This window comes from Mesorhizobium sp. P2_C4, from assembly GCF_056404575.1.
The window spans coordinates 408,758-423,392 of record NZ_JBFUDT010000001.1; the positions used below are offsets into that span (position 1 = coordinate 408,758).

Here is a 14,635-nt window from a genome sequence, read left to right on the forward strand (position 1 = left end):
CAGGAGATCGGCGATGGACCAGCCGGCGACACCCAATTCCTTCCGCACCGGACCCGACGAGCAGGGCATGTTCGGCATCTTTGGCGGCCGTTTCGTCGCCGAGACGCTGATGCCGCTGATCCTCGACCTGGAACGACACTGGAACGAGGTCAAGAACGATCCGGAATTCAAGGCCGAGCTGCAGAACCTGTCGACCCACTATGCCGGGCGGCCGTCAAAACTGTATTTCGCCGAAGGCCTGACCAAACATCTCGGCGGCGCCAAGGTCTATTTCAAGCGCGAGGATCTGAACCACACCGGTTCGCACAAGATCAACAACTGCCTCGGCCAGATCCTGCTGGCCAAGCGCATGGGCAAGAAGCGCATCATCGCCGAGACTGGTGCTGGCCAGCATGGCGTGGCATCGGCAACGGTGGCGGCGCGCTTCGGCTTTCCCTGTGTCGTCTATATGGGCGCCACCGACGTCGCCCGCCAAAGCCCCAACGTCTTCCGCATGAAGTTGCTGGGCGCCGAAGTGCGGCCGGTCACCGCCGGTCACGGCACGCTGAAGGACGCCATGAACGAGGCGCTGCGTGATTGGGTGACCAATGTCGAGGATACCTACTACCTGATCGGCACCGCCGCCGGCCCGCATCCCTATCCGGAGCTGGTGCGCGACTTTCAGTCTGTCATTGGTTCGGAAGCCCGCGCGCAGATCATCGAGCAGGAAGGCCGGCTGCCGGACACCATCATCGCCTGTGTCGGCGGCGGTTCGAACGCCATCGGCATGTTCCATCCCTTCCTTGACGACAAGGAGGTTCGCATCATCGGCATCGAAGCCGGCGGCCGCGGCCTCGACGGCATCGAGCATTGCGCCTCGATGAATGCCGGCGCGCCCGGCGTGCTGCACGGCAACCGCACTTATCTGCTGCAGAATGCCGACGGCCAGATCATGGACGGCCATTCGATCTCGGCAGGCCTCGATTACCCCGGCGTCGGCCCGGAGCATTCCTGGCTGCGCGACAGTGGCCGCGTCGAATATGTGCCGATCCTCGACGACGAGGCGCTGGAGGCCTTCAAGCTGACGACGCGCGTCGAAGGCATCATCCCGGCGCTGGAATCCGCGCACGCCATCGCCCACGCGGTGAAAATCGTGCCTGCCATGGACAAGGACCAGATTGTCATCGTCAACCTGTCCGGCCGCGGCGACAAGGACGTGCATACGGTGGCCTCGATGCTGGGCATGGAGATCTGATCATGACGACCCGCATCGACCGCCGCATGGCAAAACTCAAAACCGAAGGCCGCCCGGCGCTGGTCACCTATTTTATGGGTGGCGACCCCGACTATGACACCTCGTTGTCGATCATGAAGGCGCTGCCCGGCGCCGGCAGCGACATCATCGAGCTCGGCATGCCGTTTTCCGATCCGATGGCCGACGGCCCGGCGATCCAGGCGGCCGGCCTCAGGGCGCTGAAAGGCGGCCAGACGCTGGTCAAGACGCTGAAGATGGCGGCGGACTTCCGCGTCGGTGACAATGAAACGCCGATCGTTCTGATGGGCTACTACAACCCGATCTACATCTACGGTGTCGACCGCTTCCTCAGGGACGCGATTGCCAGCGGCATTGATGGGCTCATCGTCGTCGACCTGCCGCCGGAGATGGATGAGGAACTGTGCATTCCGGCGCTCAAGGCCGGCATCAACTTCATCCGGCTGGCGACGCCGACCACCGACGACAAGCGCCTGCCCAAGGTGCTGCAGAACACGTCGGGCTTTGTCTACTACGTCTCGATGACCGGCATCACCGGCTCGGCACTGGCCGACACCGGCAAGGTGGCTTCCGCCGTCAAGCGCATCAAGGGCCACACCGACCTGCCGGTCTGCGTCGGCTTCGGCGTCAAGACCGCCGAGCAGGCGCGCGTCATCGGCGCCAATGCCGACGGCGTCGTCGTCGGCACCGCGATCGTCAACGCGGTGGCCAACGTGCTGGGGCCGAAGGGCGAAAAGACCGCCGACCCGGCCGAAGCCGTCGCCACGCTGGTCAGCGGCCTTGCACAAGGCGTGCGCTCGGCCCGCCTTGCTGCCGCCGAATAATCTTCTTACCTCTGGTCTGGTGCATGTCGTTCTCCCAAAACCGGTTCCCACTTTTGGGCGACATGCACTAACTCTTCGTCAGGACAGGAGCCGAAGCGATGAACTGGATCACCAACTACGTTCGCCCGAAGATCAATTCGATGCTCGGCCGGCGCACCGACATGCCCGAGAATCTGTGGATCAAGGATCCCGAGACCGGCGAGATGGTGTTCCACAAGGATCTGGAACAGAACCAGTTCGTCATCCCGTCATCCGGCCATCACATGAAGATCTCGGCCAAGGAGCGGCTGCGCTTCTTCCTTGACGACGGCAAATACGAGCAGCTTGAGAACCCCAAGGTCATGCAAGACCCGCTCAAGTTCCGCGACGAGAAGCGCTACACTGACCGGCTGAAGGACGCCAAGGCCAAGACCGGCCTGGAAGACGCCATTGTCAACGCGGTTGGGTCAGTCGAAGGCCTGCCGGTGGTGGTGACGGTGCAGGATTTCGCCTTCATGGGCGGTTCGCTCGGCATGGCCGCCGGCGACGCCATCGTGCATGGCTTCGAGGTCGCCTTGCAGCGCAAGCGGCCGCTGATCCTGTTCGCAGCCTCCGGCGGCGCCCGCATGCAGGAAGGCATCCTGTCGCTGATGCAATTGCCGAGAACCACAGTCGGTGTCGACCGGTTGAAGGAAGCCGGCCTGCCCTACATCGTCGTGCTGACCAACCCGACCACCGGCGGCGTCACCGCGTCCTACGCGATGCTGGGCGACGTCCACATTGCCGAGCCCGGCGCTCTGATCGGCTTTGCCGGGCCGCGTGTCATCGAGCAGACCATCCGCGAAAAACTGCCCGACGGCTTCCAGCGCTCCGAATATCTGATGGAGCACGGCATGGTCGACATGGTGGTGTCGCGGCTCGAGCTGCGCGGAACGATCTCCAGGCTCTTGAAAATGCTGCTCAAGCTGCCGGAAGAGCAAAAGCCGCTGGAGCCGGAAATCCTGCCGCCGGCGCTGATCCCGCCGGAAGCAAGGCCACAGGCCTGACGCGACATCGTTAGCCGCGAACCGCGATTGCGCGCGCTTTGCGACGCGCTTAGGATTCGTCCATGACCACGCTTGCCGCCGACCGCGAAATCGAAAGCCTGATGGCGCTTCACCCGAAGGGCTTCGACCTTTCGCTCGACCGCATTTCGCGGCTGCTGGAACGGCTGGGCAATCCGCAGGACCAATTGCCGCCGGTCATCCATATCGCCGGCACCAACGGCAAGGGCTCCTGCGCCGCCTTTTCGCGCGCGCTGCTCGAAGCCTCGGGCTACCGCGTCCACGTTCACACCTCACCGCATCTGGTGAACTGGCATGAGCGCTACCGGCTGGCCGCCGATGGCGGCGGCAAACTGGTCGAAGACAAGGTCTTCGCCGACGCCATCGCCCGCGTCGCCAAGGCCAATGGCGGCGAGAAAATAACCGTCTTCGAGATTTTGACCGCCGTCACCTTCCTGTTGTTTTCCGAGCATCCGGCTGATGTGGCGATCATCGAGGTTGGCCTCGGCGGCCGTTTCGACGCCACCAATGTCATCAGGGAGCCGGCGGTCTCGGTGATCATGCCGGTGTCGCTCGACCACGAAGCCTATCTCGGCGACCGGGTCGAACTGATCGCCGCCGAAAAGGCCGGCATCGTCAAGCAAGGCTGCGCCGTGGTCATCGGCGCGCAGGAAAGCGAAACGGCGCTGCAGGTGCTCGTCGAAACCGCCGAGCGGCTCGACTGCCCGACCTTCGTCTACGGCCAGGATTTCCTCGCCTATGAGGAAAACGGCCGTATGGTCTACCAGGACGAAGACGGCCTCATGGACCTGCCGCCACCACGACTGCCGGGACGCCACCAGTTTGCCAATGCGGCGGCGGCGATCGCCGCGGTCAAGGCGGCGGGTTTCGAGATCAGCCACCGTGCAGCCGAAAAGGCGATGGCCAGCGTCGCCTGGCCGGGCCGGATGCAGAAACTGTCGCAGGGCAGGCTGACCGAACTGGCGCCCAAGGGAGCCGACATCTGGCTCGACGGCGGCCACAATCCGGGCGCCGGCGTCGTTGTCGCCGAAGCGATGGCCGAGCAGGAGGAAAAGAACCCGCGGCCGCTGTTCCTGATTGCCGGCATGATCAACACCAAGGACCAGAGCGGCTATTTCCGCGCCTTCAAGGGCCTGGTCCGCCATGTCTACACCGTGCCGGTGAGCATGAGTGAAGCCGGTGTGGCGAATGACGAACTGGCGATCCGCGCCACGGAGGCCGGGCTGACCGCCGAACCGGTGAGTTCCGTCGCCAGCGCGCTGATGCTGTTGCGCGACACCTGGGACGGACCGCCGCCGCGCATCCTGATCGGCGGGTCACTGTACCTGGCTGGCGCGGTGCTGGCCGAAAACGGCACGCCGCCGACCTGAGCACCTAGGCCAACGCAAGGAGCAGGGATGATCAAGGTCAAGCAGCTCGCCCATGCCTGCATCTTCGCGCATGATCTGGAAGCGACGCGAGGTTTTTACCGCGACGTGCTGGGCATGGACACGAAGTTCAATTTCCTGCGCGACGGCAAGATCTTCGGCTTCTACCTCGATTGCGGCGGTCGTAGCCATGTTGAGGTGTTCCAGAAGGACGGCACGAGCTTCAGCGAGCTCAACCAGATCAACCATTTCTGCCTTGAGGTGGAAAACATTGACGCGGCGATCGCCCATATCAAATCGAAGGGCATCGACGTCACAGCCAAGAAGCACGCCTGCGACGACACCTTCCAGGCCTGGATCCGCGATCCAAACGGGGTGAAGATCGAGCTGTTCGAATACACCGCCAAAAGCGCGCAATTCACCGGCGGCGACCGCGTCGCCGACTGGTAGTCGCACCCGGTGCGGCCTTGGTGGGTTATTTCAGCTCGATCTCGATGAAGGCGTACTCACCTTCGTTGGCGCTGATGACGTCGTGCTCGACGCCCTCCTTGCGGAAATACGGCGCGCCCTTCTTCATCTCGGCGAAGGATTCGCCGTCCTTGGTCAGCAGCTTCACCTTGCCGTCCATCAGCGGCACCACGACATAGTCGTGGCCATGCCGGTGCCAGCCGGTGTTGTCGCCCGGGGCGAAGCGATATTCAGTGACGATGACGCGCTCATTGTCGATGAAGACGGTGGCCTTGGCGGATCCGGTCATGTCGCTTCTCCTGTTTGCCAAAACAGAGGACATGACGTGCGCCGGCGCGAGGGCCAGAGAGGCTCAGCGATGACGCCAACAAAAAACCCGGCACGATGGCCGGGTTTTTGTCGGGAATGTCGGTCCGCTCAGGCGAGGTTGCCATTGATCCAGTGCGACAACGCGGTCTTCGGCGCCGCGCCGACCTTCATGTCGGCCATTTCGCCGCCCTTGAAGATCATCAGCGTCGGGATCGAGCGCACGCCGAACTGCGCGGCAAGCTCGGGATTCTCGTCGATGTTGAGCTTGGCGATCTTCACCTTTGCGCCCAGCTCGGTGGCGATGTCCTCGAGCGCCGGCGCGATCATCTTGCACGGGCCGCACCATTCCGCCCAGAAATCGACGACGACCGGTACGTTGGCGTCAAGCACGTCGGTCTGGAAGTTGCTCTTGTCGACCTTGACGGTGGCCATATGGAAAATTCCTTTCGAAAGTTTTTGTCCCACCAAATGTGGTGGTGATCGAGCCCTTCTTCAAGCAGGTGTTGTGTCACGCTCCCGTGAGTCGGGCAAGGGCGGCATCCATGGCCGCCGCCGGCAGCTCGATCAGCCGCGGCGCTTCGGTAAACAGCAGAGCGGCCTGGACCTCGCGGCCGGGATAAAGCGGCTGCAGCAGCGCGCGATAGAGCGCAAGCTGCAGGACATAGGCCGGCGGCACATCGGCAAGGCTGGCGGGCGCCGGGCGGTTGGTCTTGTAGTCGACGATCGACACGCGGTCGGGCGTCACCGCCAGCCGGTCGATCTTGCCGGAGATCGAGCGTTTCTTGCCCTTCACCTCCAGGCTCCCCATGATGGCCACCTCGGCGCGCGAGGACGGCCCAAACAGCCGGTCGAAGCGGCTGTCGGCGAGGATCGCCGCCACCGAGGCCAGCGCCTTTCCGCGCTCGGCTGCAGGCCATTCCGCGCCGGCGCGGGTGAGATAGCGCTCCGCCGCCGCCCGGCGTTCGCCTTCGGCAAGGCCGGGCAGCATCTGCAGCAGCTTGTGCAGCGCCAGCCCGCGCATCACTGCAAAGCCGGGCTCCACCTCGCCGTCAAGCACCGGCGAGCGTGTGTCGACCACCGCTTCCTTGGCCTCGTCGATCAGCGCCGAAGCGCCGGACGGCGACAGCGGTCGCGGCAAGTCCTCGTAAGGCGGCAGGGGCCGGAACAGCGTCGCCGGCAGGGGCCTGGAGATCTCCCTTTGCCGGGCGTCCTCGCCGGAAACCAGCGCCACGGGCGACAGCTTGGTCACGCGAAAGCGATGCACGGGTTCGTCAATGGCGGGGTGCCGGCGCTCCGCACTTTCAGGCGCCCCGACCAGCGCGCGGCTGACGATCGAATGCCAGGTGCCGGTGCTGGGCGCCCGCTTGCCGTGATAGCCGCAGACGATCAGCCGGTCCTCGGCCCGCGTCATGCCGACATAGAGCAGCCGGCGGTATTCGTCGTCGGCGAGTTCGCGTGCCCGCGCCGCAGCGGCGCGCGAAAAGCCGTTGGCGACCTCGCTGGTCGCGCGCCAAAGATAACCCTTGCCGTCCCAATGCCGGCCCGAGCCTTCGAACGGCATCAACCGCGGCAGATGCTGGTCGCTGAACGGCGCTGAGCCGCCATCGACCAGGAACACCACCGGCGCTTCCAGGCCCTTGGCTGCGTGCACGGTCATGACCCTCACCTCGTCGCGGGTCTGGTCCATCTCGCGTTTGATCTCGGGGCCGGTGTTTTCCAGCGTCGACAGGAAGGCTTCCAGCCCCGGCAGGCCGGTCCGCTCCTCGGCCAGGCAGAAGCTGAGGAATTCGTCGAGGATGTCGCCGGCTTCCGGACCGAGCCTGGCAATCATCTTCTTGCGCACGCGATCGCGTGCCAGCACGCCGGCATAGAATTCGAACACCGGCTTGAAGGCAGCTTCACTGGCCCAGCCGTCGAGCCGGGTGACGACATTAGCCAGCGCAGGATTTTCGCCGGCATGCTGCCTGAGCGAGGCGATCAGCGACAATCCCGACCGCCGCTCTGCGGCGAGCGCGAACAGCATCTCCTCCGAAACATCGAAGATCGGGCTGCGCAGCACGGCGGCCAGCGACAGATCGTCCTGCGGCTGGATGAGAAAATGCCCGAGCGCGATCAGGTCCTTCACCGCGATATGGCCGGGCAGGCTCAGCCTGTCGGCGCCGGCGACAGGGATGTCGCGGCGCTTCAGCGCCCGCGTCAGCGCATGGACGAAGCGGTCGCGCTTGCGCACCAGCACCAGCACATCGCCGGGCCGCAGTTTCTGGCCGCGGCCTTCGATGATTTCCCGGCTGCCGATCCAGCCGGCAATGGTCGCGGCGACGTTTTCGGCAACCCGCACCGCTGGTGCGTGCGCATGGTCGATGGCTTGCGTCCAGTCGTCGGGCTCGTCGACGGCATCGGTACCGATCGATGGCCACACCTCGACATAGCCCGGCGCGTCGGTGCGGATCGCCTTGTGGTCGAGCGGATCGGGATCATGGCTGATGCCGCGCCGCACGCCCGGCTCGGCGAAGACGCGGTCGACCGCAGCCAGCACGTCGTCGGTGGAGCGGAACGACCAGGTCAGCTTGAGATCGGCAAAGGCGGCATCGGCATCGCGCACACGGCCGGCAAACAACAGCCGGCTGTCGGCAAAGGAATCCGGCGCAGCACCTTGAAAGGAGTAGATCGACTGCTTTTCATCGCCGACGGCAAACACCGTGCGATGCGTCGTGTCGCGCGCGCCAAGTCCTGCAAAGAACTCTTCCGTCAGCCGCTTCACCACCTCCCACTGATCCGGGCTGGTGTCCTGCGCCTCGTCGAGCAGGATGTGGTCGATGCCCTGGTCGAGCTTGTATTGCACCCAGGGGCCGGCATCGGGCCGCGCCAGCAGATTGACCGTGCGCGTGATGAGATCGTTGAAATCGAGAAAACCGCGGCCGCGCTTCAGCGTCTCGTAACGGGCGATCAGCCAGTCGGCGATGGTCACCGCAGCACGCGTGCCTTCCAGCATCCGGAACAGAGCCAGCCGGTCGGAGATCTCGAGAATAGCGCTGACCGCCGAGAGATAGCGGTCCGGCAGATCGGGCAGCCGGTCGAGCAACGCCTTCTTGAAGGCCTTTGCCGGATCGTAAGGGTCGCCATCCGCCTTCAGCAGGGCTTTGGCCAAGAGCTGCAGCCGGCGGATGGGATCGGCCTCGGCGAAGGCAGAACGGGCATAGGGCAGGATGTTGTTCAACACGATGCGCGCATCGGCGTCCTCGGCGGCACGCGCGAAGCCGGCGAAATAATCTGGCAAAAAGCCCGGCAGCGGCCAGACGGACGCTGCTATGTTTTCGGCCGTCTGGCCGGCGCTGAACTGGAATTCATCGAACAGCGCCTGGAAGCGGTCGCGGCCGGCAGCATCGATGAAGGCGCGCAGACCGTCGCGCTTGCGCACGATCTCGCCCAGCAGCGCGTCGAGCCCAGCCTCGCCGCTGCGTTCCAGCACGGCGGCGAAGGCCTCGGCCAATTCCATGTCGCCGGCGGTGGTGCCCGAAATCATGTCGCGGCGGGCTGTGGCAAACAGCGACGCCTCCATCTGCGGATCGAGCATTTCGAAATGGGCTGGAATGTTGGCTTCCAGCGGGAACTGATGCAGCACCGATTCGCAAAAGGCGTGGATGGTCTGGATCTTCAAGCCGCCCGGCGTCTCCAGTGCCTCGGCGAACAGGCGCCGTGCCCGGCGCATGGTGTCGCGATCCGGCCGGCGGCCTTCCAGCGCTTCAATCCTTGCCGCCAAGTCCGGGTCGCCCAGTGCCGTCCATTCCGATAGTGTCGAAAACACCCGGTTCGACATGTTGGCGGCGGCGGCGCGGGTGTAGGTCAGGCACAAGATTTTCGACGGGTCGGTGCCGCGCAGCAGCAGTCGGATGACGCGCTGGGCCAGCACATGGGTCTTGCCCGATCCGGCATTGGCCGACACCCAGGCCGAATTTTGCGGATCGGAAGCGCGGGCCTGGCTGGACGCGGTGTCGCTCGGGATGGGATAGGCCTTCTTCATGCCTCCCCGCCCTCGTCGTCGGTGTCGCCGCCGGCGGACCATTCGAGCACGCGGGCGAGATGGTCGTAGTCGCCATCGGTCTCGCCTTCGCGAAACGGCAACGCCCGCGACAGATAGCCGGCCGCCGGATCGGCATAGTGGATCAGCAGCTTTTCCAGCCGCGCCCAGGTCTCCTCGGCGAGATCGGCGGCGGTGCGCGGCTTGCGGTTGTATTCGAGGATGGATTCCTCGAACACCTCGCCATTCGGCTTCAGTCGGACGAAGGCCAGCTGCGATGGTTCGCGCGCGCCCAGCCCCTTGAAGGCGCCGCGCCGCAGCAGCGCGCCCTCCAGCGCCAGTTGCGGCGCCAGCAGCGTGTGCGCCTGCGCCTTGGATGGCGAGGAGCCGGTCTTGTAGTCGAGGATGTCGGCCATGCCGCCGGCCAGCAGGTCGACGCGATCGGCGTAGCCGGACAGCGTCACCCCGGATTGGCCGACGACGATCTTTTCGGCGCGCTCCTCGGCGTGCCGCCGTGCCACGGCAGCGGCGCGGCCGCGTTCCCACTCGATGATGCTGCTGGCCAGTTTTTCGAAGCGCGGCCACCAGACCGCCTCGACATCGGCGGGAAGTGCTGCCTCGGCAAAGCAGGCCCGGCCGGCGGCGATGAGACCCTCCAATGCCTCCGGCGCGCGCGGGTCGGCGACGCGCGCCGAGAACAGATGCAGGATGGCGTGGAAAAGCGTGCCGCGCTCGGCCGCACCCGGATCGCGGATCACCGGATCGAGCGGCATCAGGGCAAGAATCCGTTTGGCGTAGACGGCGTAGGGGTCGCGGCGCAGCGTCTCGATCTCGGTGACCGAGAAATGCTGCGGCCTGATATCGAGCGGCGGCTTCGGCTGCGGCCGTGGCGCGAAATTTTCCTTCTCACCGGCATCGAGCGTGCGCGCCCAGGCCAGCAATTCATCGCCACGCCGGCGCAGCACCGCCGCGTGGTCCTTGCCGACGAACGTAAGAATACGCTGCAGCCAGCGCGACGGCACCGCCGGCGCGTCGCCGGAACGGGCAGAGCGCGCCAGCACCACCTTTCTTGCCCCCATCGCCATCTGGAAATCATGCGCGGCAAGGCCGATGCGCCTTTCCGGCGGTTCGAGGTCGATGCCGGTCTTCATCAGCCGCGACATGAAGCGATCGCTTTCCGGCTTGCGCGGCCACACGCCTTCATTGAGGCCGCCGATGACAAGCGTGTCGACGCTCTGCAACCGGGCTTCCAGCGCGCCCCATATGGCGATGTTGCGGTCGGTGCCTTGCCCCGGCTTGACCGTTTCCGGCGCGATCAGTGCGTCCATCACGTCGGGCCATTCCTGAGCCGCGAAAGTGAACGACGCCGAGGCGGCGACCAGCCCGCGCAAAAGCTCGGCGAGCTTTTCGCCGGCGTCGCCGGCATAGAGTTCGGTGAGACTGCCATCCGCCGCCCGGCCGAGATTTTCCAGCGCGGCAACGCTGGCTCGGGTCAGTGCGGCCAGATCGGCATCGTCGCGCCCGCGAAAGGCAGTCAACGGGGCCAGCGCGTCGGTTAGACGGATAAGCAGATCGCGTGCGCCTTCGATGCCGCTGACAGTCAACCTGGAAAACCAGAAAGGCTGGCGCTTGTCGCTGCTGAGCCCGGCAAGACGGGCCTCGAACAATTGCGGCAGCGACACGATATCGGGACGACCGGTGCCGCCGCGCAGCGCCACCAGTTCGATGAGCTCGGCCGCGTGGCGCACACTTGCTCGCTCCAGGCCAAGGCCGAGCAGTGGGTGCTTGAGCAGCGACAAAAGGCCAACCGGATCGCCGGGCCGGAACGCCGCCTGGAGCGCCAGCCTCAGCAAGCTGGCCGCCGGCATGCTGGCGAGCGGCGTGCCGCCGGAATCGTCGGCGACGACGCCAAAACGCAACAGCTCGGCCGAGACGCGCCGCGCCAGGGCGCGGTCGCCGGTGACCAAAGCTGCCCGCTGGCCCGGCTGTTCGACGGCGGTCTTCAGCGCCACGGCAATCGCCACGGCCTCGTCGCGCTCGCTGGCGGCTTCCACCAGTGTCACCTCGGCAAAGGCTTCGGCGATATCTGCGGCGTCGAACCGCGCGCGCGTCTCGGCCCACAGCTCGGTGGTTTCGGCGGGCCGCAGTGCTTCGCCGACAAGAGCCGCGCGGATGGCAAGCGGCATTTCGGCGGCCACGACCTCCTCGACATCGGCCCGCAGCACGCCGATCTTGCCGATCAGTTTGGCCAGGCCGTATTGCGGGTGACCGAGCAAAGCCGGCCGCGCGCCCGGTGCTGCAATCGCGGCAAAGGACGGCTCGTCGAGCATGCGGTCGAGACCGGGCAGCACGACGGCGCCGTTGGGCAGGCCGGCGACCACGGCCAGCAATTCGGCGGTGGCGGGGATCGAACCGGTTGAGCCGGCGGCGATCACCGGCCCGGCGGGCGGATTGCGCTTCAGCCGCGCCGCTTCGAGCCGGATCAGCGCATTGCGGTGCGCGGCCGGGTTGGAGCGGTCGCGCTCTGCCAGGAAATTCGGCCAGGCGTCAGTGACGATGCCGAGGAAACTCAACGTTACCTGCCACCAACCGGCGAGGTTCCCGGTCACCAGATCGGCCAGCCTTGTCCAGTTGGAATCCTCGGTCTCGATCTCGTCCATCAGCCGGGCAAGGTCGCGCGCCAGCCAGATGGCATCGGCGGCGGACGCCGGCACGACGATCTCCTCGTCGAACATGGCAGCGACATGCGCCGGCAAATTGCGTTTCCAGGCGCGCACCAGCGGCGCCAGCAGCAAAAGCCGCTCGATTGCCGAGATCGGCGGCGCAAGGTCGATTGCGGCGGACGCCTCGGCGTCGAAAGCCGCCTCGTCCTCGTCGAATTCGCCGAGCGGGCGGATGACCGGCAGGATCGCCGAGCGGCCACCCAGACTGTCGACGAAGGCGCCGCGCAGCGCGCGGGCGGCGCGCCGTGTCGGCACATAGATGGTGACGTCGGCCAGCGCCAGCGGGTCGCCGTCGAAACGGAAACCGGGAACCAGCCTGCCGGCAAGCAGCGCATCGGCCAGCGTCGGCAGAAACGGCGCTCCGGGCGGGATCGAGAAAACGCGGCGGGAGCCGCTCATTGCGACTCGGTGAGCGCGCCGGCGACCGCGGCTTCCGCCAGCGGAATGGCGTCGGGCGTGCCGACGGTGATCCAGTGGCCGTGCATCGGCATGCCGAACAGGCGCCCATTGGCGATTGCCGTATCGAAATAGGCATTGAGCGAGTGCGGCCCGGCCGGCGCATTCTTGAACAGACGCGGATGGACGATGGCAGCGCCGGCATAGATCAGTCCGGCCGGATCGCCCCTTGAACGCCGCAAGCCGCCATCCGGCGCCACCAGGAAATCGGTGCTGCCGCAATGTCCGGTTGCCTGATTGAGATCAGCCAGCATCAGCAGAATATCCATTTTCGCCGCGTCCCATGCAAGGGCGAGGCGATCGAGGTTGAGCGGAGCGTGGTCGATCCAGAAGGTGTCGGCGTTGAGGATGTAGAAGGGCTGCTCGCCCAATTCCGGCAGTGCCTTGACGATACCACCGGCGGAATCGAGCAGCTGTTCGCTTTCGTCGGAAATCAGGATGTGCGGCGCGTAGCGCGCGGCGACATGGGCGACGATCTGCTCGGGAAAATAATGCACGTTGACCACGGCCTTGCCGACACCGGCGGCGGCCAGGCTGTCGAGACCCCAGTCGAGCAATGTTTTGCCGGCTATCTTGACCAACGGTTTAGGGATGGTGTCGGTGATCGGCCGCATGCGCTTGCCAAGCCCGGCGGCGAGCACGATCGCGGTCCTGGGCTTTGCCGTCACGGGGTTCGTTCCTCCAGCAGGCCATTGGCGACATAGAAGTCGCGCAGCCCGCTCAAGGCCGGATGCGCCAGCGCCCGCCGCAGATAGTCGCGAATACGCGGCAGGTGTTTCAGATAATAAGGCTTGCCATCGCGCTTTTCGAGCCGGACGAAAATGCCGAGGATCTTCGAATTGCGCTGCGCGGCCATGATTGCATAGGCCTCGGTGAATTTGTCTTCGTCGAAGGCGCTCGCCGCATGGCGCGCCGCGAGGTAGGCCTTGAGCGTCTGCGCCTCGATGTCAGGCGATACGGTGACGCGGGCATCCATGGCCAGCGACGCCACGTCATAGGCTGAAGGGCCGATCAGCGCGTCCTGGACATCGACGATACCGAGGCGGTCGTGGCCGGAACGGTCGCCACGCCAGATGATGTTGGGCGAATGGTAGTCGCGCAGCATCAGCGTGTATTCACTGGCCGCCAGCCGGTCCAGCACCGCGTTCCATTCCCGGTGGTAGCCGGCCCGCAAGGCATCGGTTGGCGGGCTGCCCGTGACCATCGGCACATACCAGTCGACCAGCAGGTCGGCTTCGATCATCATGGCGTCGCGGTCGAAGGGCGGTACGTCGTGAAAGACGCCTGATACGACCTCCATGCGGGCCGGCCATGTCTTGCCGTGCATCATCGCCAGCAATTCGGCCGCCGCCGCGTAGCGCTCGGCCACCGGCTCGCCATGCGGATCGAGAAATCCTTCCGAGCCGAGATGTTCGATCAGCAGGAACCCCTGCTCGAGATCCTGCGCATGGATCTCCGGGACACTGACACCGGCGGCCAGCAAGGCGCGGTCGATGGCGACAAAGGCGGAAACGGACTGCGCGGTGTGGGCGATCAGGGCATAGGGCTTGCCGTCGCGGACCGGCGGCCCGAGCACCAGCCGCGGCGAGTTCATCAGAACCCGCGGCGCATGGCCGGCAAGCGAGACGATTTCGTAGGAGCGGGCGGAGGCGTCGCCGACGAAATGGCGCCGCCGCGCGTCACCCCACCCAGCATGGTCAAGAAAGTCGCGCATGGCCAGCGACCGCACCGCGCGTTCGAAGGCCGCACCTTGCCCCGACAATCTGGCAAGACGGCCGTCGCCCTGGTGGACGAGTTCGATCCACAGCGACGTCTTCGGCAGATAGGCTTCTGCCCGTTCCGGCCACTCGACCAGGGCAGCACCTTGCAGCAGCGCGTCGTCGAAACCCAGTTCGTCGATTTCGCCGGCCGAAGACAGGCGGTAGAGATCGAAATGATGCACGGGAATGCGTGTGTCGTAGCTCTGCACCAGGGTGAAGGTCGGGCTTGGCACGTCGAGGCCGGCATCGTCGGCCAGGGCCCTGATCAGCGCCCGCGCCAAAGTCGATTTGCCGGCGCCGAGATCGCCTTTGAGGGCCAGCACGTCACCGGCCCGCAGCGCCATGGCGAGGTCCTCGCCGAGCCTTGCCGTCGCAGCTTCGTCAGCGAGAAAACGCTCCAGCCCTGCCATGCAGC

The 14,635-nt window shown here is 65.7% G+C and carries 11 protein-coding genes; 5 read left to right on the forward strand and 6 right to left on the reverse strand.

Annotated elements, in window-relative coordinates:
* Positions 1-13 precede the first annotated feature (13 nt).
* The 5 genes from trpB to AC1DX6_RS02130 all read left to right on the forward strand — a co-directional run bounded on the left by trpB (position 14) and on the right by AC1DX6_RS02130 (position 4,936).
* On the forward strand, positions 14-1,234 hold the full coding sequence (gene trpB / locus AC1DX6_RS02110; protein WP_477259856.1) for a tryptophan synthase subunit beta: 1,221 nt from the start codon (positions 14-16) through the stop codon (positions 1,232-1,234).
* A gap of 2 nt (positions 1,235-1,236) precedes the next feature.
* Positions 1,237-2,076, forward strand: coding sequence for a tryptophan synthase subunit alpha (gene trpA / locus AC1DX6_RS02115; RefSeq protein ID WP_477310752.1), 840 nt, complete (start codon positions 1,237-1,239; stop codon positions 2,074-2,076).
* A 98-nt stretch (positions 2,077-2,174) separates the two neighbouring features.
* On the forward strand, positions 2,175-3,101 hold the full coding sequence (gene accD / locus AC1DX6_RS02120) for an acetyl-CoA carboxylase, carboxyltransferase subunit beta (RefSeq protein ID WP_477310754.1): 927 nt from the start codon (positions 2,175-2,177) through the stop codon (positions 3,099-3,101).
* Positions 3,102-3,163: 62 nt separating this feature from the next.
* A complete protein-coding gene (locus AC1DX6_RS02125) occupies positions 3,164-4,489 on the forward strand; it encodes a bifunctional folylpolyglutamate synthase/dihydrofolate synthase (protein WP_477310756.1) in 1,326 nt (441 codons plus the stop codon).
* 27 nt (positions 4,490-4,516) lie between these two features.
* On the forward strand, positions 4,517-4,936 hold the full coding sequence (locus AC1DX6_RS02130; protein WP_477310758.1) for a VOC family protein: 420 nt from the start codon (positions 4,517-4,519) through the stop codon (positions 4,934-4,936).
* A gap of 25 nt (positions 4,937-4,961) precedes the next feature.
* Here AC1DX6_RS02130 and AC1DX6_RS02135 read toward each other — a convergent pair whose 3' ends face one another.
* The 6 genes from AC1DX6_RS02135 to tsaE all read right to left on the reverse strand — a co-directional run bounded on the left by AC1DX6_RS02135 (position 4,962) and on the right by tsaE (position 14,630).
* Positions 4,962-5,243 (reverse strand): cupin domain-containing protein, encoded by a 282-nt coding sequence (locus AC1DX6_RS02135; protein WP_227343825.1) that lies wholly within the window; start codon positions 5,241-5,243, stop codon positions 4,962-4,964.
* Between the two features lie 128 nt (positions 5,244-5,371).
* Positions 5,372-5,695: a thioredoxin gene (gene trxA / locus AC1DX6_RS02140; RefSeq protein WP_127380281.1), complete on the reverse strand. Its 324-nt coding sequence runs from the start codon at positions 5,693-5,695 to the stop codon at positions 5,372-5,374.
* A gap of 76 nt (positions 5,696-5,771) precedes the next feature.
* The gene (gene addA, locus AC1DX6_RS02145; RefSeq protein ID WP_477310761.1) at positions 5,772-9,284 is read right to left on the reverse strand and encodes a double-strand break repair helicase AddA; all 3,513 of its coding nucleotides are present in this window, start codon (positions 9,282-9,284) and stop codon (positions 5,772-5,774) included.
* On the reverse strand, positions 9,281-12,403 hold the full coding sequence (addB, locus tag AC1DX6_RS02150) for a double-strand break repair protein AddB (RefSeq protein ID WP_477310763.1): 3,123 nt from the start codon (positions 12,401-12,403) through the stop codon (positions 9,281-9,283). The genes addA and addB overlap by 4 nt, the downstream gene beginning before the upstream one ends.
* Positions 12,400-13,128: a nucleotidyltransferase family protein gene (locus AC1DX6_RS02155; RefSeq protein WP_477310765.1), complete on the reverse strand. Its 729-nt coding sequence runs from the start codon at positions 13,126-13,128 to the stop codon at positions 12,400-12,402. The genes addB and AC1DX6_RS02155 overlap by 4 nt, the downstream gene beginning before the upstream one ends.
* A complete protein-coding gene (tsaE, locus tag AC1DX6_RS02160) occupies positions 13,125-14,630 on the reverse strand; it encodes a tRNA (adenosine(37)-N6)-threonylcarbamoyltransferase complex ATPase subunit type 1 TsaE (protein ID WP_477310767.1) in 1,506 nt (501 codons plus the stop codon). Before tsaE ends, AC1DX6_RS02155 begins: the two co-directional genes overlap by 4 nt.
* Positions 14,631-14,635 lie beyond the last annotated feature (5 nt).

What these genes read in the sequence shown, in the direction of transcription:
- trxA (WP_127380281.1), bottom strand. Translation starts at nt 5,695, where the DNA reads ATGGCCACCGTCAAGGTCGACAAGAGCAACTTCCAGACCGACGTGCTT.
- addB (WP_477310763.1), bottom strand. Translation starts at nt 12,403, where the DNA reads ATGAGCGGCTCCCGCCGCGTTTTCTCGATCCCGCCCGGAGCGCCGTTT.
- accD (WP_477310754.1), top strand. Translation starts at nt 2,175, where the DNA reads ATGAACTGGATCACCAACTACGTTCGCCCGAAGATCAATTCGATGCTC.
- trpB (WP_477259856.1), top strand. Translation starts at nt 14, where the DNA reads ATGGACCAGCCGGCGACACCCAATTCCTTCCGCACCGGACCCGACGAG.
- AC1DX6_RS02130 (WP_477310758.1), top strand. Translation starts at nt 4,517, where the DNA reads ATGATCAAGGTCAAGCAGCTCGCCCATGCCTGCATCTTCGCGCATGAT.
- tsaE (WP_477310767.1), bottom strand. Translation starts at nt 14,630, where the DNA reads ATGGCAGGGCTGGAGCGTTTTCTCGCTGACGAAGCTGCGACGGCAAGG.
- trpA (WP_477310752.1), top strand. Translation starts at nt 1,237, where the DNA reads ATGACGACCCGCATCGACCGCCGCATGGCAAAACTCAAAACCGAAGGC.
- AC1DX6_RS02135 (WP_227343825.1), bottom strand. Translation starts at nt 5,243, where the DNA reads ATGACCGGATCCGCCAAGGCCACCGTCTTCATCGACAATGAGCGCGTC.
- AC1DX6_RS02125 (WP_477310756.1), top strand. Translation starts at nt 3,164, where the DNA reads ATGACCACGCTTGCCGCCGACCGCGAAATCGAAAGCCTGATGGCGCTT.
- addA (WP_477310761.1), bottom strand. Translation starts at nt 9,284, where the DNA reads ATGAAGAAGGCCTATCCCATCCCGAGCGACACCGCGTCCAGCCAGGCC.